The organism is Rhodopirellula sp. J20-39, assembly GCF_057365095.1.
This window is the reverse complement of the sequence record NZ_CP195123.1, coordinates 379,911-405,587: the sequence shown is the minus strand read 5'-3', so window position 1 is coordinate 405,587 and position 25,677 is coordinate 379,911. Positions and strand designations below refer to the sequence as shown.

Below are 25,677 nucleotides of genomic sequence, written 5' to 3'. Positions count from 1 at the left end.
CACTTCCCTACGACAGCGCGGGCGAATTTTGGTCGGTAAAACCAATAGAAGGATGGGACAAGGTTGAGGGGGAATCGTCGATCGCCATGTCCGTTAGTCGGTACGGAAGCGTAACCCAAAAGGTGCTACCGCGTCCCAGCTCACTTTCGAAATCCACTTCGCCGCCCAGCAAAATGGCAAGTTCTTTCACGATCGACAGCCCCAAACCGGTTCCGGCGAACTCCCGAGTTAAGCCATCGCCATCCAACACTTTTTTGCTTTGGCGAAATTTCTGGAAAATGATGGGCTGGTCTTCGTCCGCGATTCCGACACCGGTATCTGTCACCGACAACCGAAATTGCGTTCCCTGAATGTCGCGGACCTTCACCGTAATCATACCGCCTTCGGGCGTGAATTTGATCGCATTGCTAAGCAGGTTATTGATAATCTGGCCAAGCTTATTGGGATCCTGATAAGCGACGGGCAGGTCATCGGACACCTCAACCGAAAGCGAAATGTTCTTGTCCTCAGACAGCGACTGAATCATATCGCATTGAGCGCTGATCAGCCTGGACAGTTTGAACTCGCTGCGACGAACTTCCATTTTACCCGCCTCGACTTTCGCGAGGTCAAGGATGTCATTGATCATTTCCAACAACAACCGTCCACTCTTTTGGATGTTGTTGGCATAGCGACGCTGCTTGTCGTTAAGTGAATCAATGCCGGTCAGGACTTCCGAGAACCCAATGATGCTATTTAAAGGAGTTCGCAATTCGTGCGACATGTTGGCCAAGAAGTCGGTCTTCAATCGGTTTGCTTCATAGAGTTGCAAGTTCAACTGGGCGAACTGATCGACCCGAGCATCGAGTTCTCGGTTGACACTTTGAAGCTGGGTCTGGGTTTCGGTCAGGTGGCGCAACATCCGGTTAAACGCATCCGCTAACTCTCGAAACTCATCCTCCGTATCGATGAAGGCGCGTTGATTCGTATCTCCATGGGTAATCGCATCACTGACGTCTCGCAGGTGCAATAATGGTTGCAGCACGAGGTATCGAACGATCGCATGCAACACAAACAAAGTCACTGCCACGATCAACATCGCCATCGCCACCACCGTCGCGCGAATCTGAGTCGTGTCGTTCAAAATCTTTTCGTCAGGCATGCTGACCCGCTTCACCCGGTACGGCAATTCCGCAGCACGAGTTTTAGGATCCACGTCCGCTGACAATGCGATTGTGGTTCCCGTCGGAGTATGACAGGCAATGCAATCCTGAGTGATGAAGACAGGCTCGTAATACGTATAACGACCTCGCACCGGTCCGAGTGCTTTGAACAAAGGGCGATTGCCAGGACCGATTCGGCTCATCGCCGCATCATCGGCAAGATTCACTCTTTGAGCCAAGCCGGACGGTGACGATCCGGCGGGCGCCGCACCTGTCGAGGAGGCACCGCCTGGGCCGATCGCAGGCTGATCTTCGCGCAGTCGATTTGCCAAACGCGCCCGGAATAGGGGTTCCAGCTCTTCTAAAATTTGTCGCTCGGCATCCGATTCTGGTGGGCGAGGGGCGGCGAGGTTGTCGAAAGGCTGTGGGTCTTCCAAACCCAAAATGTCGAACTGAATGTCTTCGCTAAGAAGCTGAGATCGCAACGCTTGAATTTTCTGGTCCTGGATCTCCATCCGATCCGGTGAAACATATTCGTTGTAAATTGCGTCCGCGTGCAACAACATCATCTCCGTCGCCGCAGCGTCCCGCGCTTGTTGCTGCGTGGTCATACTGACGAAACGATCCGCCAGCAACAAAACCACACAAAACGAACCACACATCAAAACCACCAACGCAGAGCCAAAGAACAGCAAACATTTGCGTTCCAGGCTCATCGAGGCAAACAGGCTTTGGACGATCCGCAGCATTGGTGGCAAGTGCCCCAGAAGGCGACAAGTGAGTGAGAAAACGAGGTCGACACCCAGTTTGACCGAAATCCACCGCAATGACGAGACGAATCCTCGCAATCGCTACAATTCAAAGTCCCGGGTCAACAGGCACATTTTCAGTCGAACCTGCCCCACGGAACGGAAAAAAATGGTTGTTTGGGAGACCCCCGATAACTAGTATGCCTTGCGATCAACGAATAATCTGCCCTTCACTTTGCCCTTTGCAAACCCACCTGAGATCACGATGAAGCGTTCAATTCGCCGAGCCCTGCAGTGGACTCTCGTAGTCACCTTGGCCACTTTTATCAGTATTAGCCCCGCTTCAGCCGGTTGGCTGATCAAGCGAATGCACGGTTGCGGCGCCCCGCCGGCCTGCGATCCAGTACCGGCTAGCTGCTGCGAAGTGCCTCAATGCTGCCCCGAGCCACCTGCATGCCCACAGCCCACTACGTGCTGTGACCCCCAGCCGGTTTGTTGCGATTCGGCTCCGATGAGCATCCCCATGGAATCCTCCATTCCGGTCATCGAATCGGATTGCTGCGGTGCCAGCAGTGCACCGATGTTGGGCGAAACGATCATTGATGGTTCGGTGATCGTCCAAGAACACCATGGTGCCGTTCCTGGCAGCCTGGAATTGATGGACGAAGCACCGTTGATGAACGTCCCAGCGATCGAAGACACCCAGATCGTTGATTCGCCCGAGCTGGAGCCTGAAGCCGGAAAAACCTCGGCTGCTAAGCCCCCAACGGACGAAATGAACGAGGCACCAGCCGCCGAACCGAGTGAACCGGCCGCTGAGAGCACCTCCGGCGAGCCAAGCCCATTCGATGCTCCACCAGAGCCAACGCAACCTGAGCCTGCACAGCCTGAACCTAAGCCGACTCCTGACCCGGCTCCTGACGAGCCAGCCGAATCAGTGGACGACTTGTTCGGCGAACCCGCCGCGCCTGCAGCAGAGCCTGCGATGCCTGAACCTGAGCCAGCCATGCCAGAGCCGGAACCAGCGACTCCTGAACCAGCCGCGCCTACCCCGGAACCCGCAACTCCAGAACCAACTGCACCGGAACCCGATGCATCGATGGACGATTTGTTTGGTGAGCCTGCCGCTCCTGCCGAAGAACCTGCTCCTGCAGCGGACTCGGGTCTCGACGATCTGTTCGGTGGCGACTCGCCCGCGATGCCAGAAGAATCACCGATGCCAGCCGAAACCCCAGCGGAACCGGCTACTGACTCAGGATTAGATGATTTGTTCGGTTCACCAGCCGATTCACCTGCCATGGACACGCCAGCCGAAAAGGCTCCTGCCGATGGCTTGGACGATCTATTCGGCGATCCACCCGCTGATTCGCCTACTATGCCCGAAGCACCAACCGACAGTGGCTTGGACGATTTGTTTGGTGATCCACCGGCCGAAAGCGATACCTCATCGGACTTGGACGATCTGTTTGGCCAAGCGAAAACCACTTCGCCCGAAGAAATCGCGACCCCTGAACCAGTTGTTCAAGTCGTCTCCGACACTCGCACTGCACCCAGCAATGCACTGGAGCAAACCGAGTCGCGTGTCTGGGTCGATAACACCGGACTCTACCGCACCGAAGGACGTTTGATCCGGATCGCTGATGATCACATCAAACTACTGAAATCCAACGGCAAGACTTGCACGGTACCGTTGTCGCGTCTGAGCGAAGCGGACAGCGAGTATCTCCAGTCGGTCATCGACCAAATGGAGACCTTTGTGATCGCGATGGCAGCCAACTAAGCCGCCCACTCGTTAGCACTCTCAACTCACCTCATCGGTTCGCCGATGAGGTTTTTTATGCGCACACCACTCACCATTTCGTTCTTCGACCGACATCCTGCGATCGTAGCCAAAGAGCTCATCGGTTGTTTGATTCAACACCGATCGAACCTTGCCAAAGCGTCCAACTGGACAGGTGGGATTATCGTCGAAACCGAAGCCTATCTATCCGATAACGACCCGGCCAGTCACAGCCACGGCGGTCCCATCAGTGCGAGTGGACAACCGCGACGCAACCGCAGCATGTTCGGACCGCCTGGACACCTCTACGTCTACACGCTGCACGGCCAACATTGTCTGAACATCGTCACCGAACCGGCTGGCACCGGATCCGCGGTACTCATTCGTGCCATCCAGCCCGTTACCGGTATCAACACCATGCACCGGCGAAGGTCGGTCGAATCGCTGCGTCAACTCACGTCCGGCCCCGGTAAACTCTGCCAAGCGATGGGAATCCGACGAGACAGTGACGGTGTTAATCCACTGGCCTCATCCAATTGGAAGATCGAATCCTGGTTCCAATTCCAAGATTCCGAAATCACCACCACACCTCGCATTGGCATCAGCCACGCCGCGGATCTCCCGCTTCGATACTTTTTAGATGGAAACCAATTCGTCAGCGGCCTCGCGCGAGATCATCAGCGACCAAGACGCGAATCACTTTCGATTGATGCTTCACAAACATTCTGAATGTGCCCCAGTACTCGGTGATGAATGGCGTGGATCGTCGGATCCGCCCAGGCTTTCCAGTACAAACGCGGACGCACATCAATGTCGTACCACGTGGTCCCGGTCAAACGAGTTTGGTTGTTGCCGATCGGTTCCAACAAAAACTGGCCGCGTCGACTGACAAACCCATCGTCCAAGTGCGGCGGATGCAAACCAGAAAACGGAGTCCACTCTTCCATCGGCAACGGTTGCGATGTCACATCAAAAGCTAGCAACCCAGCCTGCTCACCATCGTGAGGTGCTTCCCAGGTGGTAATCGGCTCGACGAAGGCACCCGTCGTGAACTCGCAATAGCGACAAGCGCCCACACCGGTACCTTCAATCCGTGCTCGAATGGGTGCCGCGATCCCCAAACGAAAAAACCATGCCGGTTGATCTGTAATCTCAGGGAACGCCACCACCTGTTTCCAAACCTCTGGCGTGGTGGCGTTGATCACAACCGTTGTATCAACACGGTGCAACGCTCTCGCGTTATCAAGTGGTTCCAAAACCAAACACATCGGCAACATCACCGCGGCTCCAATCATCCCGCGACGATCATCACTGCCTTTGAACATGCCAACGATACCGCGTCCGACCAGACCACCAAAAAAGCTAAGAGGGAAAAGCAACGGGAACGCCATCAACAAACAGATCGCTCCATCCAGTCCGACCGCCAACATGAGGGCAAACGAAACGATGTTCATTAACGCAATCAGCCCTAACAAGGTTCTTTTGCGTCGGCGATATCCGCGATTGAAAACGGCTCCAGAGATTGCACCCGCTACCACCGGAGCGGTGAAAAATAGAATAAAACCGTACTCTTGGAATACCCAAACGCTTACCAATCCCGTAAACACCTGCGTCGCACAACCCGCAGCCAACGCGCGTAGGAAAGCACCCGCCCACGCATCTTCCAGATCGCCAAACCGCTGTAGACCAGCCTCGTCGTCGTCATGCAACGCTGGCGGTGCAAACGCCGCCGCCACGGCATCGCTCGATGAATCTTGCTCGCGTTCAAGCTCCCGATCGTAGGTCGGTACCAACGACAGCGCCGACATGAAGGCCAGATTTACCAGTGGAACCAACATCGCAAGTCCCAGCCAGGGACTCAAACCCGCATCGACCGCCCGGCGAATACTCATCGAAACCGCGATCGCAACAAACGGCAAAGTGAACAGGAGCCACACCACCGCCGCACCCGGCATGTCGTTCAAGAAATCGGCCTTAGAGTTCAACCATGGATTCACAAAATCCAACGGTGTAAAGAATCGCTGGGTCAGGTAGGCGACCACCGTCACTTCGACGAGATACTTCGCAATCCCCAGGCTAAAGCCGAGTTGCAAGTAGTCTCGGCGAGAAACCGTTCCTTCGATCCGAAACCATCGCTTGGGCTGTGCCAATATCGAATCGGTCATCATGGCCTGAATCACTCGTATACTAGATTGAATCAACGGTTACGAATTGGACCGTTCACTCAAGCATCGCCGCGTATTCAGTATTACCATTCGCGAAATCCTTCTTCGCTGAAACGCTTCTCATGGCACCGCTCGTCGCCAAGCGTGATAAGTTTCCGCGCGAACATCCGTGGATCAAACCCCGGCTACCTGCGTGCTGTCCGATTCGATCTTACCATCTCGGACGCGAAGGATGCGCTGCGCCGCTTCGGCGACTTCTTCACTGTGGGTCACGGTGACCAAGGTCATCTTCAATTCTTCATGCAGCTTTGCAAAGAGGTCCAAGATACCAGCGGCGGTGACCGTATCGAGATTTCCGGTGGGTTCGTCGGCCAACAACAATCGCGGATCGTTGGCAAGTGAACGGGCAATCGCGATGCGTTGCCGTTGGCCAACAGACAATTGCTTAGGCAAATGCTTGGACCGTTCGCTCATCCCAACCGCTTCGATCAACAACTTTGCCTTTTCAATTCGCTGTCCACCGGTCATTCCACGTCCGAACATAGGAACCTGGATGTTCTCCAATGCCGTCAACGTTGGCAACAGATAGAATGACTGAAAGACAAATCCAATCGACTGGGAACGAAGTGCGTCCAAATCCGTCGACAGATCAATCACCTTGCCTTCGAACGAAATCGTTCCCGAGGTGGGACGATCCAGCGTGCCCAAAATACTTAGAAGCGTCGACTTGCCACTCCCGCTGGGCCCCATGATCGCAACGTACTCACCATTGTGAATATCAAAGCTCACATGATCGAGCGCTCGGACATTCCCATCCGGGTAGTCTTTGCAAACGTCTTGGATCGACAATAGGACCGGTGCGTTAGTGTTCATCAAAATAACTTCTCAAACGCGATTTCTAAACTGCGATTAGGGTAGGGCGGTCGGCGTGTGAATACCCGCACCGACATTTAGCAGCGTATCTGCTTTTGCTTAAAAACGATACAGCGCACATCCGACCTGAAGCCCCGAGGCGACATTCACGACAAGGCCCCATTGGCCAGACGAAGGAATCGCTTTGCCGGATCCTGTATCCTGTGCCGCTAACATTGCCAGCGGCGTCGACGAAGTAAACGCATCCGTGCCAACCAAATCGCCGACAAGCACGCGGTTATGGGCAATGCCCAATTGATCGGCTATCTCGATAGGAAAAGAATCTCCGTTTTGCGGCGGAATCAGCCAATCGATGTCGTCAATCGAAAGCGACTGAGACTGCAAAAACTGCTCTACGCTCGCTTGAATTTGCGGTAAGCAGCCGGCTTTCCAATCCGACTCAATATCCACTTCCATGTAACACCGTCCACGATCGTTTCGGGTATTAGCGTTCACCCGATAATCATCTCGATCCGAAGGATAGTGATCGAAACGGAACGCATGAAAACCAGTTTCGCCGTCGTCCGATTCTGACAAAATCACGGCGGATGCCATCTCGGTCACACCGATCAGCGATTCACCATCGATGTCGGTGTTGTTTTCAACCTCCGACGCGACCACCATCGCCCGCTCAATCTTGCCAGCCCGTCCCATTTCGCAAACCAGGTGACAGGCATTCAGAAAGCCCATCGAACCATTTAACAAGTCGAATGCGAATGTCTTCGTCGGATCTTCAGCCGCCTGGTCCGCATTGATATCCAAGTCACCGGCCACCAATGCCGCCAACGCGGGCTCGGTCAAAAATTCAGTTCGATACACTCCAACGGACACGATTAACTCAATTGTAGAGCGATCCACGTCACCCCGATTCAAACAACTCTCCGCAGCCGTTTTCAACATCGACAACGTATCCGGCTTGGACGCTGGCTTCGGATACGCCACCGCGACCGACTCACACCGGAAAGGCACTGCCATCGCAAGCTCCAGTGTTGGACCTGATTCGGCCGCACCGTTTGCTATCGGATCCGGTACTGTTCCAGTCGATTCATTGGCGGCTGCCTGTCGAATGCGATCGGGAAGATCGTTGCACGTATAGATTGCCGTTCCCGTCGTTTGTCCCGAACCGGAGATCGCGAACAAAATCTGATCCCCCGTCCGAATGCGACCGTTGTCGATTTGGTCTCGGTACGCCAAAAAGTGAGTCGTGCTAGCTGTATTGCCACGCAATTCTAAGTTGTCGATCATCTGCGTCGTACAATCAGTATCGAATTGCTTAGCGATCTCATCGAGCGCACCACGGATTGTCATACGCGATGTTTGGTGTGGGATAATGTGTTGCACGTCATCAACGTGTCGACCTGACTCACGCAACGTGTGAACCGCATGTGCGGCTGCGTGTGGAACAATTGCGGCGGTCACCTTCACCGCGTCGGTGTGCATCACCGCGCCACCGTGAGGTTGGTCACTCGGCTTAGCGACACAAAGCCGGCTGTAACGACCCAATGTATACAAATCGAGTTCGCTGAATCCTTCCCCACGTCGGTCCGATCCACTCATCGCCACCGCAACCCCAGCATCACCGAGTGTCAGCGAAGCGAGTTGCGGATCCATGTATCCTGTAATTTCTAACTGTGCGGTACGCGTCAGGTGGGAAATGTATTCGCCGCTAACGACTAAGGCATTACGAACGGCCCCCGAGGCAATGAATGCGTCAGCGACAAATACCGCCGTCCACATGCTCGCGCACGCATTGGAGATATCGAATGCAATCGCGGAATCAAAACCCATCAACTGTTTCAAACGAATCGCCGTCGAAGGTTCGTAGCTGACACGATTGAGTGCATCGTAGCGTGAGATGTTCGCGCTGATTAGCAGGTCGAACTGGTTACGACCGATACGAGAGTGTTTCAAACAGTCTTCTATTGCCTTGGATGCCAGGTCGGTAGCAAATTCTTCTTCATCAGCGAAGTGACGCGATCGGATGCCGGTCAATCGTTCTAAAGGAACCCGCACCGGCACCGCACAACCTTCCAGAATCTCAGCCGTCGTCACGACCTTGGGTGGCAAGTACGTTCCGACACTTTCAATGATTGATTGGAATGTGTTCATAAGATTGGTGAACTTCTAAATCGTCAGGGAACCGTGTCTTCAAAAACAGGGAATGGGGAACCCTGAGGCAATATGCAAATCAGCAGGCAAGAATCAATGAAAGCCCATCAACAATGCCAGACCAAGCGTCTGGCCTCGCTTCATGAGACCGGGCAAGCGTTCAACTCCGGAGCGCCGAGGTGTTGATGCAATTCAGCTATCGATTGAAACTCGAATAGCAACTCGGGGGTGAGCGGCTCATCACTCGGGTTCAAGCCCGCATCGTTGGCTCGCGAAATGATCCGCAAGCTAGTCAGTGAAGCACCACCTACATCAAAAAAGTTGTCTTCAATCCCAATTGGTGACACGCCAAGTTCATCAGCCCAAATCTTTGCCAGCGTGGATTGCCATGCGTTTTGGGGTGCAACGTACTGATGAGCACTTGTTCGTTGATTCAATGTCGGAATCGGCAAGCGTTTCGCATCGATCTTTCCCGATGCCGTCATCGGCATGCTATCGACAACCACCACACGACGTGGCACCAAATATCGCGGCAGCGAGGACCGAATCGCTGACAAAACGTCTGTCTCGATCACACCGTCGTGTTCTTGGCTGTGGCCTTTTCGGGGATCCGATCCAACCAACTGAACCCAGGCAATTAGGTCCGCCTGCTTGCTTCCCCCCGATCCTTCGGAAACGTGAAGCTGAACACAGCTAATAGCAATGTTCTCAATCGCATTGATGGCCATCTCCACTTCAGATGTATCGGCCCGGATTCCGTCCACCTTGATCTGATGATCCACACGCCCCAGAAACTCAAGATTTCCGTCGGTATTCCACCGTGCTAAATCCCCGGTATCGTACATTCGTGACGACACACCGTTCGATTCCGCCACGAAGGGATCGTTGTGGAACTTAGCCTCGGTCGCCTGCTTGTCGCCGTGGTAACCGGTCGCCAGTACCGGTCCGGCCAAGTTCAAATAGCCCGCCGCTCCAAGCGGACTTAGCCGCCCCAATTCATCCAAAAGATAAACACGCGTTCCCGGTCGTGGACGGCCAATGGGAGTCACCGACCTAGCGTTCGGTTTCTCAGTGACATCATGGGTCGTTGCCGTAATGACGGCCTCAGTAGGGCCATAGGCATTGATAATCCGAATCCCACGATCACACCAAGTCTGCAGGGATTGGCTTGGGAAAACATCACCACCCAGGATCAGCAAACGAAGCGAACCCAAGTCCGTATCTGGTTGAACCAACGATTCGCAATGTTGGAAATATGCCGGCGGAAGATTCACGACCGTCAAACCATGTTGGGCAACTTGGTCCCAAAGGGTTTCAGGAGTCCAGATCTCGTTCTCACGTGCCAACACTCGAGCACCGACATTCCAGGCCGAAAACATCTGTTCGAGCGATGGATCGAAGGTGTAATTGCTGAACTGTAAAACACAATCTTGGGGTGTCAAATCATAGACGCTCACCATGGAAACGATGTGCCGAGCGATTGCCTCGTGCGAAACCGAAACGCCTTTGGGTGTTCCGGTCGATCCCGATGTGTGCAGCAGATACGCCACCGAATCGCCGGTGATCTCGCGGCTTTGAAGATCGTTAAGCGACGCCGCCAGTGGACTCGTATCGGATGTGATCGCATTGATCAGTTGATCAACCGTCACCAACTGAATCGATCGCCGGGCCGCGACCGGTTTCAAATCTTCCTGATCCGTGATCAGGAACCCCGCCTCGCACGACGACAACACACCTTCGGTTCGAGCTAGCGGGCCATCGACATCCACCGGAACATAAACCGCACCGGCCTTTAAAATACCTAAGATCATTGCCGCCGCAGTCCAGCCACGCTGCACGCTGCACGGGACTAAGTCACCAACCGACACACCATGTTCAATCAGGAAGCACGCCACATTGTCACTGGCTGCGTCCAGTTCCACATAGGTTTGTTGGGTATCGCCACTGATCCAAGCAATGTCGTTGGGTCGAGTTTGGGCGTGCTTGCGAATCCATTGGTGAATCAATGAACCGTCCCATGAAGGTGAATCCGCACCTTGGGCAAGGCTCAAGATTTCTTGTCGCTCTTCCGCTGATACAAGTTGATATTCCGATAGCGGTCGATATGGATTGTCCGCAATCTGCTCACAAAGTTGAATGTATTGCCCGCTAATGCGTTTGGCCGAAACGGGATCAAACAAATCGGTGTCGTACTTAAGAGTGCCGACAAACGTCTCGTCCGTATCAAACATTTCCAATGTCAAGTCGCATTGGCCTTCTTGTTGATCCATGGGATAGGGACGAACTGGGAAGCCTGCCATCTCGACCTGAGCGGATTGATCGTTCATCAATGCCGCTGCTTCGCAAAGCCTAGGCTTCTGCAATCCAAACATTACATTAAAGACCGGGTTGCCACCGACACGACGTTGCCCGCTTCCGGATTGTCCAGCGGAGAGTTGCCCAACCGAGGAGTGACCAACTGCGGTTTGCCGGTGAGCCGCCTGACCACTTAAACGGTCAACAATTGAAACAAACGGGAATCCTTGATGCTTGATCGCACCCAGAACTTTCGACTTAACCGGGGCGGCGTACTGGTCAAACGTCGGGTCTTCACTTGCATCGGATCGAATTGACAGCGAGTTGACGAAGTACCCGATCACACCTTGGAACTCGGCTCGCTCGCGACCCGACGTGGTCGTGCCAACAATCAAATCGTCTTGACCAGTCAATCGGTGCAGAAGCGTCTTGAAAATCGCCATCGTCAACGCGAAAGGAGTGACATGCAATGTCTTCGAAACATCACGCAACCGCTCCGTCAGCTCCGCAGGCAATTGGAATCGCAACGTCGCACCTCGGTACTCCGATCGATTCGGCCGTCGGTAATCCGTCGCTAGGTTCAACGTCGGCAACGGGCCAGACAACTCGTCGGACCAATACTGCCAATCCCGCTGTCCTCCTTCGCCGTCTACCCATTCCTGTTGCATGGTTGCGAAATCGGAATAAGTCGCGGCCGATGCAGGCAACTTTGCTATTTCCCCGCCATGAACTTGGGCTAATAGCTGCATCAACTCTTCTTGCAAAATCCAGAGCGACCAGGCGTCGAAGATAATGTGATGCAGTGTCACTAACAGAATCTGTTTGCTCTGGTGAATCCGAAACCAGCGAACCCTCAACAACGGCCCTGTTTCGAGATCAAACGGTCGTTCGTATTCCTGTTTGACACGTTCGGCCAGTTTCACTTCATCCCAATCCGTCGCATCGATACTGGCGAAATCCACTTTGGGATCGCATTGGATGCGTCTTTTCAATTGGCCAGATTGAAACTCGAAAGTCGTTCGCAAGGACTCATGCCTTTGTGCCAACAACTCAGCCGCCGTGGCAACTGTTTTCTCGTCAACAAACTCACCGATCTCGCACGCCGACGCGACGTTGTAGGCGGGGCTATACGGGGCCGAGAGGTGAAGAAAGTACAACGCCTGTTGTCCTACAGTGGCCGCTTCGAGACGGCTCTCGTCTTCTTTGGGAACCTGCTCCTGCTGAATGATTTCAATTAGCGTTTTCTTGTGCCGGCGCAGGTGCGTCATCATTTCAGCATCCAACGCATCGTCAGGTGCTCGGAAACGCAGCATCTTCCCTTGGCACCAAAGTTCCACGCGGCGACGTTTCAGCTCTTCGTACAGTTCGCTCGCGTTCATAGTGCACCCTCCACCCAATCATCTGGTGTGGTCGACTGTCCAGCGGCAGTGGTGTCAGGCTCTGACTGAGCAATTTTGGTTAACATTTGATCTAGGAATCGTTCCAAGGTAATCGTCTCGAAAAACATCTCTAGCGGTATCTCAATCTGGAAACGACTCTGCATTTCATCTCTCAATTCGAACGCCATCAGGCTATCCAGTCCCAGTGCGTCCAAGGACTTGCTCATCGGGACCTCTTCGGTTGCCAGTCCCATGATGTCAGCGATTCGCTCGTGAAGGAAACTTCGTAGCGACGCTTTATCTTGCGGTGCGGATTCAAGGGGATTGGATTCCTGCTTAAGTTCGCTGGGACGAATCGCAATCGGGGACAACTGCAAACCGTCCAACTCAGCGACCAGTGTTCCCTTGTCGTCCGTGATCCGAAGGTCGATCGACAAGCGATCCACGTCACCAGTATCACTAAGTGACACAGCGACTTGGACCGTTTGATCCGACGCAAGGTCCTGCCGCATTTGAAACGCATCCACCCCAACGGGCACCCAACTTCGACTGGAATCGGGTATGATCGAAGCGGCCACTTGGAAGCACGCATCAAGCCAAGCGGGATGAAAGACATACCCCGATGTTTCCAAAGGTTTGGGCAAACTGGCTTCGCCAACGCATGTTCGGTCGGCTGCCCCTTCGCTACGGAACTGCAAACCAGCGAAGGCGGGTCCGTAATTCAATCCGTGTTGCCGCATCACTTTATAGTGTTCGCTCGCTTCGATACGCGCGGTCGTCGGTTGCATTGTCCGAAGCGAGGTCAATGGCTTACCAGTGTTTCGCAGCGTACATTCAGCAACCGGTTCCCAGCCAGTTGACTCTTTCACGGCGATACGACAGCGATACAGAATTTCGTTCGTCGACGAATCCGGCGTCACAATCACTTGAGCGACACTCCGTTCGTTTCTACTGAGCACGACAGGACGCCTTAATTCGAGCGACTGAACTGCCGGAAGATCGATCCCCACCGCTTTGGCTGAGGATAGAGCGAGTTCGATGAATCCAGCCGCAGGGAATAAAACGGTCTCGCGAACGACGTGATCTTGCAAATAGTCGAACGCCGAAAGTTCGGTCTCAAAGATGACCTCATCGCCCGCGGTATCGAGCCTTCGGCTTAACATCACCCAATTCGTTTGGGTGTCGTCGGCAACCGATATCGATAACGTATCCACAGAATTTTCGCGCAACTTCACGGGCGAGTTATCAATCCAGCGTCGCGTACGTTGGAAAGGATAGGTCGGCAAAGCGACTCGCTGAAACGATTCATTACTCGCGTCTCGATTGAACAGTCGAGACCACTGGATCACCTCGCCGCGTTCAAACGACTCAGCAATCTCCTGCAACTCGACTCGGCTCGGCCGATCGGTTGATTCGTAGCTGGTGTCCGAGATTCGGTTGGAATGACGAGACGCCCCCGGGGTCGATGCGCCGCTGGCAAATTCGCGCAACTTGATCACCAAATCGGTAGTGGATTCGACAACCCATGCCAACCGATGATCGAACGCCTCGCGAGTCGTCGCCGCCGAAAAACAGATATCCTGCAATCGGTCGGGCTGCGATTCAAAACGATCCGCACATCTCGCCGCGTAATCTCGCAAGGCCTGCGGCGTTTTAGCGGACAGCACAAACAAATGTTCGAGTGCTGTTTCCTCCGTCAACGCGGATTCTTCTCGAGAGTTCACATCGTCATTGCAAGAGCTTTGCCCGGTGGTATGACTTTGTCCGGTCGACGCACAAACAGCCACTTCACCCGTGATCATCTTGGAAACATCCGCCGAAGGTGAAAGCGGGTTACGTGGCAAGGGAGCCGACAAGATCACGTGTGCGTTACTGCCACCGAAACCAAACGAACTCACACCGGCAATACGATCGACCGAATCCCATGGCCGCGCATCGGTAGTCACTTCCACGGGCCATTGCCAATCGATGGAATCACTTAATTGGTCACAATGCAAGTGACGCGGTAGTTCACCGTGTTTGATCGACAAAGCGACCTTGATGATTCCCGCAATCCCAGCGGCACCTTCCAGGTGTCCCACGTTTGTCTTCACCGATCCTATTCGAAGCGGCCGAGTGTCTTGCCGAGTCGGTGCAAAGACCTGTCGCAATGCATCGACTTCGATCGGATCACCCAAAGGCGTTCCGGTGCCATGCGCCTCGATATAGTCAATCCGCTGCGGTGTCAGCGATGCGTCGCGAATGGCCTCGCGTATCACCGCCTGTTGAGCGTTGCCGTTGGGAGCGGTCAAGCCGATGCTGCGACCATCTTGATTCGTCGCACTGCCTCGAACCAAACAATGAATGGTGTCGCCGTCACGAACGGCATCGCTAAGACGTTTCAACAGAACCGCGCCGCAACCTTCACCACGTACAAACCCGTCCGCATCGGTCGAAAAAGCGTGGCATCGACCCGTCGGTGAGAGCATTCCGGCTTGTGACAAGCTAATGCTTAACTCGGGTGCCAAAATAACGTTCACACCCATCGCGATGGCCATATCGCAATCGCCGTATCGCAAACTGCGCGTCGCCAGATGCACCGCCGTTAGCGATGACGAACAAGCCGTGTCCACCGCTACCGAAGGTCCTCGCCAATCCATCACATAGCTGAGTCGTCCGGTCGCCGCACCATGGGCGTTACCCGTACTCATGTAGGTATCAATGGCGTCCTTGTCACGGGATGTCAGACGATGCAAATAGTCATTGCTGCACATGCCGATAAACGCACCGACTCGCTTGCCACGTGATTCTTGTGGAACGATTCCAGCGTGCTCGAATGTTTCCCATGCAATCTCAAGCAGTAACCGCTGTTGTGGGTCTAACGAGACCGCTTCGCGACCGGAGATTCCAAAAAACGACGCGTCAAACTGATCAATCTCATCTAGCCATCCGACGCGGTTGGCCGTGATGTGTCCAGGTTGTTTAGCGTGATCGGCCTTCAAACTTTGGTCCCAGCGATCACCCGCGACCGTGTCCGCCGAGCGACCTGAATTCAGCAAGTCCCAAAACTCGTCAGGGCCTGACGCGTTGGGAAAGCGACAACCGATTCCAACAACCGCCAATGGCTCACTTAGGCGATCGCGTACTCGCTGCATCGCCGACTTTGTTTTACGAAGCGTTTCAGCGACGACCGCCATGTCGACCGGTGAACCGACCTTATCTTGCGATGCAGATGCATCTCTTCCTGCACCCTGCGGCGTCGAGTCCTCGTTACCCTTATCGCGTGAATTAGAGTCGTCTGGGTTTGCAGCGAAATCATCACCAGAAGGCGGTAGTTGAATCATTGGTCCGATCCCCAGTTCTCGAATTGGTCGGTCAGGTCACCGATCTCTTGCAACAAGTCAGTGATGTCACTGGAAAGGGTCGCGTCGGTTGAAGGCACGTCTGAATTCATGTGACCATTCTCGTTGTTATTCGCAGGGGCGTGTTTCGCCAATTCGACTCGTCGGTTTGCCTTTTCTAATCCAATACCTGCCTCGCTGGATTCCAATCCGTTGGGTGCCGGCTCGTTGCTATTTGCTTCTTCATCGACCGTATCGGCCTCAGCAGGGATCATCAGATCGACCAGTCGACCAGCCAACGATCGCACGTCGGGAAAGTTAAACAACTCGACCGTGCTCATTCGAACTCCCAACGTGGACTGCAAGTGATTCACCAGCTCCAGTGACGTTAGCGAATCCATCCCCAAATCAAACAACGGACTATCAACTGGAACCGCCTCAGGTGACTTCATGGACAACGATCGGGCAATCGCGGTCTGCAAGTGACTCGTCACGCGATCAAGTCGCTCCTCTCTAGGATAGTCCACGAAGCGCACGACCCAATCCAGTAATTCAGACGATCCAGAAAGGGTTTGAGTGTCCTGACTCGATAGCCCAGCAAACAGTGCGCTGTTTTGGAGATGTTTTGGCAAACGATCGACCATCAATCTCCCTAATACCAATTTGGCAGGAAGAGGGGACAGAATTTCACCAGAAAGATCCTGTTGCAGGATTTGATCTAGCAGCCGCATCCCTTCATCTGGCATCAGCATGCCGATACCCGCGAAGTCGCCCTTGCCGATTCGCTCACGTTTTGCGGCCGATCCGATTCGAGCCCAAGGTCCCCAACCCAGCGAAATGGCCGGTCGATCCTGACGTCGGCGATATACCGCCAAGGCGTCTAAGAACGAGTTGGCGGCCGCATGGTTTGCCTGACCAGGTGATCCTAACCAGCCTGACATCGACGAAAATAACACAAATCGCTTTAACGGATCTTTCAAAGTCGATTGATGCAGATTCCATGCTGCGATCGCCTTCGGTTCCAATACCGATCGCATCGTATCTACGGTCTGTTCGGCAACCGTTGCGTCCTGCAAAATCCCTGATAAATGGTAGACCGCTTCGATCGGCTTTCCTTCGTCACGAATCTTGGCAACGACGCGATCAACCGACTCCGACTGCTCAAGTTCGACAAGCTCACACCTAACGTTCGCTCCGCTAGCGACATACTGTTCCAGGATCAATGCTTCACGACGAGTCGGCTCGCGTCGATTCAGCAACACGATATCCGTCGCCGCGTTCTTGACTAGGTAATCGATCAGCAATCGCCCCAGTCCGCCCAAGCCACCAGTGATCAAATGAACGCCTGTCGTCCTTTTCGTTTGGTCGTTCACGGGTGTGACATCGACGCAGCGGATGATCACCTTGCCAATATTTTTGCCCTCACGCATCCACTGAAAAGCCTGTTCAGCCTGCGGCAAATCAAACACTCGAATAGGCAGAGGATGCAGGCTTCCCTGTTCGACTCGCTGAATCATTTGCCGAAGTCGTGACTTAATAGTGTCGCCGTGTGACGCCAATATCTTCGACAAGTCGATCGTCGTGTAACACGCCTCTGACTTCGCTGCCGCGACTCGTTGACCAATCGTCGGGTTCGACAGCGCAATGTCGACGTAGCGTCCCGATACCGACAAGCTCGCCAAGTTTTCATCGATGAAATCTTCACCTAATGAATTGAGAACCACATCCGCGCCCGTGCCGTTGGTCGCTTCCATGACACGATTCGCGAATCCGAGTGTTCGTGAATCCGCGATCCAGTCCACGCCTAACTCACGCAACAACTCGTGCTTCGATTCACTTGCGGTAGCAAAAACCTTGGCACCCAAGTGTTTTGCAATCTGCACCGCGACCATGCCAACGCCACCAGCGGCCGAATGGATTAGGACGGTTTCACCAGCCTTCAAGGCCGCCACTTGCTCAAGCGCCACTGACGCGGTCAAGAATGCGACCGGCAAACTTGCCGCCGCAACAGGATCAATCGACGCTGGCAATCGACAAACGGAGTTTTGCGGCACCGTCACAAAGTCGGCAAACGTTTCGGCTGCGATCGCGATAACACGATCGCCAACGTTGAACTCACTTGCACCTGATCCGATCGCTGCGACAACTCCCACGCACTCGGCGCCTAAGGGCGGATTGCCTGGATAGGTTCCCAATGCGTTCAAGACATCTCGGAAGTTCAAACCCGCCGAAGTGATTCGGATTTCCACTTCGTCTGAATTCGGCTGTCGACGGCGAGCAGCTTTCAACTCAAGCGTTTCCAGCGATCCTCGCGTGCCAATCTCCAGCTCGCGTCCCGACGTGGCGTTGACCACCAAGGGCATGTCAGCCGCTGCGAGTTGGCGAACCCATCGACCGTTTTCATCAAGACGCAACTCACATCGATCCGTGATCGGTGTTTGCAACTCGTCCCATAGCATCGAAACCGCATCGTCATCCGATACACCTTCGGTAAGTTCAATACCCAAAGAAGGCCATTGCGGATACTCCAAAACAACGGTGCGCCAAAATCCCCAAAGCGACTCGCCGATGACGCTGTTCGCTCGGTTGCGTTGCACCCACCGGATGGAAGTCTCCGGCTGCGTCCCAGCCTGGGTTGATTGACACGCTTCAATCGTCTGAACCGCTTGCAAAACCGCCTGCGCAGCCGGCGAGATGCCCTTGCCGGGATGCTCGAGATCCTGGTCATCGAGATCCACCAGGATCATCCAATCTGTCGGCTCCCCATGGTTCCCCATTGCTTGAATCTTGGCAGCGGTATTCTCATCACCCAGTCTGATCGCATTAACTGAACTCCACCTACCGAAACGATCATCCGCCATCCCCTGCGAAGCTAGATCGTCAGCCAGGCCAGTCGAACCGAGGCTCAAGATCACTAATCGCCTTGCACGATGAGATGTATCAGATTGGCTTCGCAATTCATCTGTCTCGGCGGACGCCAACACCATGTGGCTTGGCGACGTATCTTGGTCCTTTACGCCAACAGGCGCGATAAACGACGGTGTCGTGAAGCCTTCGGACTCTAAAAGTTCTTGCCAGCCTTCACACGATAGAAGCGGATAATCCGCTCGCGTCTTTGTATCGGTGAATCGCCACCAACCCGGAGTCAAACCAAATGTCAGATCCAACCAACGTGCCGGCTTGGTTCCTTCCAAGATCACCAGTTCACCCCGGTGATTCAGCAGACGCCGGATGTTTTGCATCGTCGCGCGCATATCCGCCGTGGCATGCAATACGTTTGCTGCAATGACAAGATCGTAGGTGCCCAGCTTGTCTTGGAACCCCTGCGAGGCTGGATCGTTTTCAATATTGAGGACTTGATAGTCAACGAAATCGTACTGTTTGAATTGTTCTTTTGCCGCAAGGAAAAATCCAGGAGCGATGTCGGTGAAGTCGTAATGGCATCTCTGCGATGGCAGTAGCGGCAGGATCGACGCGGTCGTTGAACCGGTCCCAGCACCAACTTCCAAAACGCGTATCGCTCGTCCAGGCGGCAACCGTTTCAGCAAACGTTGCACCGCCACCGACGCCAAGTAATTCAATCGACGCCCGCCGACGGAATCACGATAAACATCCGCAACAGTCGTCTGACCATCTCGCGGAAATAGTAGCGGCAGGGGGTCGTCGCCGGTTCGCAAGATCCTTGCGGTCGCGTTGGCACATCGGTCCAACAACACAAACTCGGCATGACCGGCAACCCGAGGCACATCACCGGGGCTCTGTGTCGGCGATCCGATAATCGTCCAGGTCGCATCGTCACCGGTTTGTTGATCGGATTGAGTTAGCCAACCTTGTTCGCTAGCAATCTGCAAAAGCCGATAGGTCAGTCGTCGATGCGAAGCGACAATGCCAGCCTGCTGAATCAACTGCGACGTGGTGAAGGTGTCGTCAACTTTCCACTGCACGCCCAAGTCCGACAAAATTTTTCCAACCCAAGCACCCGCAACCGCTTCCAACGCATCGCTAATTTCAAGTAAGCGATGATCGCCCGCCGGCATCTCGGCAAGGAACTCAGACTCCAAAATCTCGGCATCGACGCTCACAATTTGGCTGGCTGATCGTTCCACCGGTTCGCGATCGCGAAGACAAGGCACAAAGACCTCTTCGAACACACAATCGTCGGATTGGATCGATGACGTCGCCTGGACCTTCAATCCCTTGATGAATAGTCCGCTCAGGTTCGCTTCGGTATCAGACGATCCAGCGGGCTGAATCCACACGTCGGCAATGGCAATTTCTTCATCCGCGTGAGTCAGATGTGTTTGAACCCGCAAACGAGATGGGTTTGTGTTCAACTCAGCGTTCGTATTTTGCCCATCCGCTAAAAACTCTTCGCCCCGCAACTCAATACGTTCGGCCGCTACCGGCACCCAAGTTCGCGATCCCCAATGATGCCCCATCGACGCGATGACTTGGAAACAACTATCCAGTAAACCCATTATTTGCGTAGGCGTATTAGGAGCAGCCTGGATTGTCGCTTCAGCCCACTGACTCGACGAATGCAACTCCGAAATGCAGCGGAACGAGGAACCGTACTGCAATCCAGCTTCGCCCAGTTCGTCGTAGTGCGACGACACATCGCGTGGCTGCAACAAAGTTCGGTGTGCCGCTGCGATTGGCATCACAAACGCTTCCGACTCTTGGAGTGTTCCGTTCGCAACCCAACCCGCATGCCGCTGCCAACCGGTTGTCTGTTTCGATGCAATGGCACCTTGCCAGATCACCGAATCCGATACGGACTCTGTCCGGGACGGTGACATGATTAGCTGAGCCTGAAGCGGCTGGTCCGACTGCAACCGGAGTGCTTGATCGATGTGGAAATTTTCCAGTGAAATTACCTGACCGTTGCCTGATAGAATCTGTTGCTTCAACGCCTGGCAAGCCCACCAAATGAATCCGGCGGCTGGGAACACGATGTGTCCGGCCACTTGGTGATCGGCCAAGGTTGAGTTCGCATCAAGCTCCTTTTGGTAGACCACATCCTCGGTCGCCAAATCGAGCCGGGTTCCCGGAAACGTTTCCGCAGACCGACTCATCGGTGGGCAAGACGCGTCCGTCAATTTGGTCGGTTCGGCGATCCAGTGCCGCTGCCGATCGAACGTATAGGATCGCAGCGAAACTAACGAAACCGCTGGCTTGATGACTTGCCGCCAATCGATATTGACGCCATGGACATAAAGCTTAGCGAGGCACGATTCGAATCCTGCTTGAGCCTTGCTTTCAACCGGCAATCCGGGCAACACGTTCAGTTTAGGTTGCGAGGCTCGTGCCAACGATGCGAGTGTCGATCCGGCTCCGATCTCGATTCCAAGCGGTTGGGTTGTGGTTGCCTCTTCATCCCCAGCCAGTGTCTTCAGCGCTCGATCAAAACGAACCGCATTACGCAAGTTGCCCACCCAGTAGTCCGGCGTCGCGACTTCATCGCCCACCACCATCCCCGTTTGCGATGAAACCATCGTTCGCGTGGGCGGTCGCATGGGAATGCTTGCCGCTAGCGTTTGGAAGTCGGCCAGCATGGGGTCGATCAAGCGACTATGAAAGCCATGCGTCGTCGACATGGCTCGCGAAGTAATGCCACGTTGTTTGAGGATAGCTGCAAGCTTGTCCAAAGCTTCGGAAAGCCCGGCAATAACAGTCTGGCGAGGTCCGTTGACGACCGCCAAGTCCCAAACTTCATCGACGCCTTCTTCACCGACACCTCGTACCGCCGTGCGAAGATCATCCTCACCGGCAAACACCGCCAGCATGCGGCCGTGCACACTCAAATTGCCCGCCAACGCTGCCCGCTGCGTCACCAAACGCAACCCATCTTCAACGCTAAAAATTCCCGCCATCGCAGCGGCCGCGTATTCACCCAAACTGTGTCCGACGACTCGATTAGCTTGAACACCGATCGACAACCAGAATTGAGCTAACGCCGACTGCAGTGAATAAATTGCCGGCTGAACGAGCGTGTTCATCCAAGCTTCTTCGTCGCTCCATAAACGCGTCTTTAAATCGTCACCGGTTAGGTCTTGATAGATCTCCGACATCGCTTCGAAGTGCGATGCAAACACCGCGTTGTGCTCGTACAACCAACGGCCCGCGCCGGGCTGTACACCACCTTGACCGGTGAAGAAAAAATCAACGACCGCATCCCGTTGCCCGACGCCAGTGATCCAAGAAGTCGAATCGGCGAGGTCCAACTTGGCGGCACGATATCGGTGATGTGTCCGGCGAGCCGCCAAGGTATATGCCAGCGACGACGAATCATGTTCGTCGAGATCAGCGTCGACTTGTTTGATCTGCTGATCGAGTGAAGATTGGCATTTCGCCGACGTTACCCATATCTGGCAACTGGAATCGCCACTCTCATTTGGCGTGCTGTGCCGTTCGGACACGGTGTGCTGTTCCAACACTACATGAGCGTTCGTACCGCTGAAACCAAAGGAACTGACGCCGGCAAGGCGAGCCGACTTGGATGTCTTGTTCCAAGGCACCGCTTCAACGGGAACACGAATCGTTTCGCCCCACTGAATCCGGGTGTTGGGGTTTTCGAAACGAATCTGCGGCGGCAGTTGTCCCTGACGCATCGACATCGCAACCTTGATCAAGCCAGCGATACCCGCGGCCGCTTCGAGGTGACCGATATTCGCTTTCACCGATCCCACGTTCAGTGGTTTGCGTGCCTTACCCTCGGGTTCCTGCGAACCGCGGAGCGCCTCGGCGATCGCGCGCAACTCGATCGGGTCACCCAAGGCCGTACCGGTCCCGTGGGCTTCGACATATTCGATGTCAGCCGGTGAAACGCCCGCATCGGTCACCGCTTCTTGAATCAACTCGGCTTGAGCGATTCGGCTCGGCGCGGTCAAACCGTTGGTTCGACCATCCTGATTCACGGCGGAACCTTTTAGAACCGCATAGATCTGGTCACCGTTTACTATCGCATCCTGCAGCGGTCGCAACAGAACCATCCCCGCACCTTCACCGCGAACAAAACCGTCGGCCTGTTCATCGAACGTTCGGCATCGACCCGTCGGCGATAGCATGCCGGCTTTCGCGAAGGACTGTGTTGCCTCGTCCGTCAGGATCAAGTTCACGCCACCCGCGACCGCATAGTCACACTCGCCCGCACGGATCGACCGAATCGCTTGATGCGTCGCCACCAACGACGACGAGCACGCCGTATCGATGGTCAAGCTTGGCCCACGGAAATCGAATGTGTAGGACAAACGGCCCGCCGCCATCGCCATCGAATTTCCCGACGCCGAATAGGCGTTCACGCTGTCGCGACCGCCCAATCGCAAGTAATCCTGATGACTGGAGCCGACAAAAATCCCGACTCGTTCACCGCGCAGGGAATCGATCGGGATCCCAGCATCTTCAATCGCTTCGTAAGTCGTCTCTAAAAGCAGTCGATGCTGGGGATCAATCGCGTCCGCTTCACGAGGACTGATCCCGAAGAACGCCGCATCAAACTGATCCACTTCGGACAAGTAGCCGGCTCGAAAGAACTCACTCGCCAAGTCGCTGTTCTGGTCAGGGTACCGATTGGGGAATTCACAGCGGTCTGCAATTGCGTCGGTCCCCTGCATCAACGAATGCCAAAACGCACTAGGTGAGTCCGCCATCGGGAACCGACAACCGATGCCAACGATCGCTATATCGTCTTGGACCGAGTCAGGACATGGGCTGCGTCGCGTTGAAACTGGTTCAACGGCATCACCCGACAGGTAACCCGAAAGCAAATCGACGGTGGGATATTCGTACGCCAACGTGGGAGGAATATCCCGACCGAGCCACTGCGACAGATCACCCGCTAGTCTCACCGCGCCGACCGAATTCAAACCATATCGTGAAAGCGGTTCTTGTCGATCGATTGCATCCGCCGGCAATCGGGTTAGCTCAGCGACATGCTCGATCAACCAGTTCGCGATCAAAGTTGAGTCGGCATGCGGACTCGCGACGTTGTTCGAATTGTTGCTTGGTCGCTCTTGTGTTGGGTCGCTTTGCGGCTTGTCGTGCAGCCTGGTAAACGCAACCGTGTCTTGCAGATCCCACTGATGTTCGCTTCTTAACTCGTCGGCTAGAAACTGCCGCTGGGCTTCACGCCGTTGCACCTTGCCGCTGGTTGTCTTCGGCAGTGCACTGGGACGCAACAAGACAATGGCTGCCGGTGGCAATTGATGTTCATCAACCACCCGATCGCGAATCGCTTCAATCACCTCGGTCGCATTCATTGAGCGACGTGCCGAGCGACGCACTTCCTGTGTGATGACTAAGCACTCACCACCATCTCGCTGGACGGAAAATGCAGCACAACCACCCACCGCGCAAGCCGGGTGAGCGGTTTCGCTAGAGCTTTCAATATCTTGCGGGTAATAGTTAGTTCCGCGGATGATGATCAAATCTTTGTGGCGACCGGTTACGAACAGTTCACCGGCAACCTTTTCGCCTTTGTTTGGATCGATCCAGCCCAAGTCACCGGTCCGAAGATACGGTTTAGTTGAACCCACAATGTTCGCATGGAACGTTAAATCAGTTTGTTCGGCGTTCTTCCAATACCCGGCCGCGACGGACGGTCCATGAATCCAAATTTCACCCGTTTGGCCCGGCGGCACCTCTTGGAAAGACTCCGGATCGACAATCCGGATATCCATGTCCGCATGCGCTGCACCGCATCCGACCCAAGGCTTCGTTGAATCCGGAGGCGTTTCCAAACGCACCGATTCGTTGCGAACCTTGCTGGTGACTAACAGTGTTGTCTCAGCCATGCCGTAACAAGGACAAAACTGATCGTGGCTAAAACCGAAATCCTGAAACCGATCTGCAAATTGCTGTAGCACGTCGGCGTCAATCGGTTCGGCACCGTTGAACGCGACCCGCCATTTCGATAGGTCCACTCCAACAAGGTCCGCGTCGGCGATCTGATCAACACACAAGCGATAGGCGAAATTGGGACCGCCGCCGATCGTGCCTTCGTATTGGGAAATCGCTTGCAACCATCGAGCCGGCTTTTGCAAAAAATCAATCGGCGACATGAACGTCAACGATCCACCCAGATGAAGCGGGTGCAATACGTTGCCAATCAAACCCATGTCATGATGCAGCGGTAACCATCCGATCAAGCTGTCACGTTGATCGCTAAGGAAGCTACTTTGAATCAACTTTTGGTTATGCAGCAAGTTCCCGTGCGTCACCATGACACCCTTGGGCGTACCCGTCGAACCCGATGTGTATTGCAAGAACGCAAGTGAGTCCGCGTTGATCGGGGGAGCCTGCCACTGATCGGCCAGCCCGGCATCGTTCGGAATCGATTCGATCGCATGCCATGCCACCTCGCTGGCGTCGGACATCGTCTCGATCACTGAGTCCAACAAGCTCGCTGTCGTTAAGGCAAAGCGAACGTCCGCGTCAGCAATAATTGCATGAAGTCGCTGGTCTCGCTGATTTCGGCGCGGTGGGTAAGCGGGTACCGCAATGATTCCCGCATACAAACATCCGAAATAGCCCGCGATGTATTCGCACCCCGGCGGAAACGCCAACACGACTCGATCGCCCGGTTGAACCCGCTGCAACAACCACGCGGCGACTTCCATCGCTCGCCGATTTAAATCGGCATAAGACAGGATTTGCGGGTCGAACCGATTTTGCGGCGACTCATCACCAGTGGGGCGCAGGAATCGATACAGCACCTCGTCGGCATGTTCGCTTGTGCGCTGGCGTAGTAAATCTACGAGCGTTCGGGGCGATAGCGGCGAGTTTTTGCTGGCATTCACGGAACAGATAGCCGCGCCACGACCGCAAC

9 protein-coding genes are annotated in these 25,677 nt (G+C 54.6%); 2 read left to right on the top strand and 7 right to left on the bottom strand.

Annotated elements, in window-relative coordinates; all coding sequences use genetic code 11:
* Positions 1 to 7 precede the first annotated feature (7 nt).
* Positions 8 to 1,891 carry a sensor histidine kinase gene (locus ACR3ZL_RS01325; RefSeq protein WP_473649682.1) on the bottom strand — a complete coding sequence of 628 codons (1,884 nt, stop codon included), beginning with the start codon at positions 1,889 to 1,891 and terminating at the stop codon, positions 8 to 10.
* Positions 1,892 to 2,402: 511 nt separating this feature from the next.
* On the opposite strand from ACR3ZL_RS01325, the gene ACR3ZL_RS01320 reads away from it, so the two are divergent.
* A complete protein-coding gene (locus ACR3ZL_RS01320; RefSeq protein WP_486173156.1) occupies positions 2,403 to 3,671 on the top strand; it encodes an SHD1 domain-containing protein in 1,269 nt (422 codons plus the stop codon).
* Positions 3,672 to 3,716: 45 nt separating this feature from the next.
* Complete coding sequence (locus ACR3ZL_RS01315) at positions 3,717 to 4,400, top strand: DNA-3-methyladenine glycosylase (RefSeq protein ID WP_486173155.1); 684 nt, start codon at positions 3,717 to 3,719, stop codon at positions 4,398 to 4,400.
* Here ACR3ZL_RS01315 and ACR3ZL_RS01310 read toward each other — a convergent pair.
* The 6 genes from ACR3ZL_RS01310 to ACR3ZL_RS01285 all read right to left on the bottom strand — a co-directional run bounded on the left by ACR3ZL_RS01310 (position 4,349) and on the right by ACR3ZL_RS01285 (position 25,648).
* Complete coding sequence (locus ACR3ZL_RS01310; protein ID WP_473649685.1) at positions 4,349 to 5,839, bottom strand: DUF805 domain-containing protein; 1,491 nt, start codon at positions 5,837 to 5,839, stop codon at positions 4,349 to 4,351. The genes ACR3ZL_RS01315 and ACR3ZL_RS01310 overlap by 52 nt on opposite strands.
* 171 nt (positions 5,840 to 6,010) lie before the next feature.
* Complete coding sequence (locus tag ACR3ZL_RS01305; protein ID WP_473649686.1) at positions 6,011 to 6,709, bottom strand: ABC transporter ATP-binding protein; 699 nt, start codon at positions 6,707 to 6,709, stop codon at positions 6,011 to 6,013.
* Positions 6,710 to 6,808: 99 nt separating this feature from the next.
* The gene (locus ACR3ZL_RS01300) at positions 6,809 to 8,857 is read right to left on the bottom strand and encodes a 3-oxoacyl-[acyl-carrier-protein] synthase III C-terminal domain-containing protein (RefSeq protein WP_473649688.1); all 2,049 of its coding nucleotides are present in this window, start codon (positions 8,855 to 8,857) and stop codon (positions 6,809 to 6,811) included.
* Positions 8,858 to 8,997: 140 nt separating this feature from the next.
* Positions 8,998 to 12,531 (bottom strand): non-ribosomal peptide synthetase, encoded by a 3,534-nt coding sequence (locus ACR3ZL_RS01295; RefSeq protein ID WP_473649689.1) that lies wholly within the window; start codon positions 12,529 to 12,531, stop codon positions 8,998 to 9,000.
* Complete coding sequence (locus ACR3ZL_RS01290) at positions 12,528 to 15,854, bottom strand: type I polyketide synthase (protein WP_473649690.1); 3,327 nt, start codon at positions 15,852 to 15,854, stop codon at positions 12,528 to 12,530. Before ACR3ZL_RS01290 ends, ACR3ZL_RS01295 begins: the two co-directional genes overlap by 4 nt.
* Positions 15,851 to 25,648, bottom strand: a complete 9,798-nt coding sequence (locus tag ACR3ZL_RS01285) for an SDR family NAD(P)-dependent oxidoreductase (RefSeq protein WP_486173154.1) — start codon at positions 25,646 to 25,648, stop codon at positions 15,851 to 15,853. The genes ACR3ZL_RS01290 and ACR3ZL_RS01285 overlap by 4 nt, the downstream gene beginning before the upstream one ends.
* Between the last annotated feature and the right edge of the window lie 29 nt (positions 25,649 to 25,677).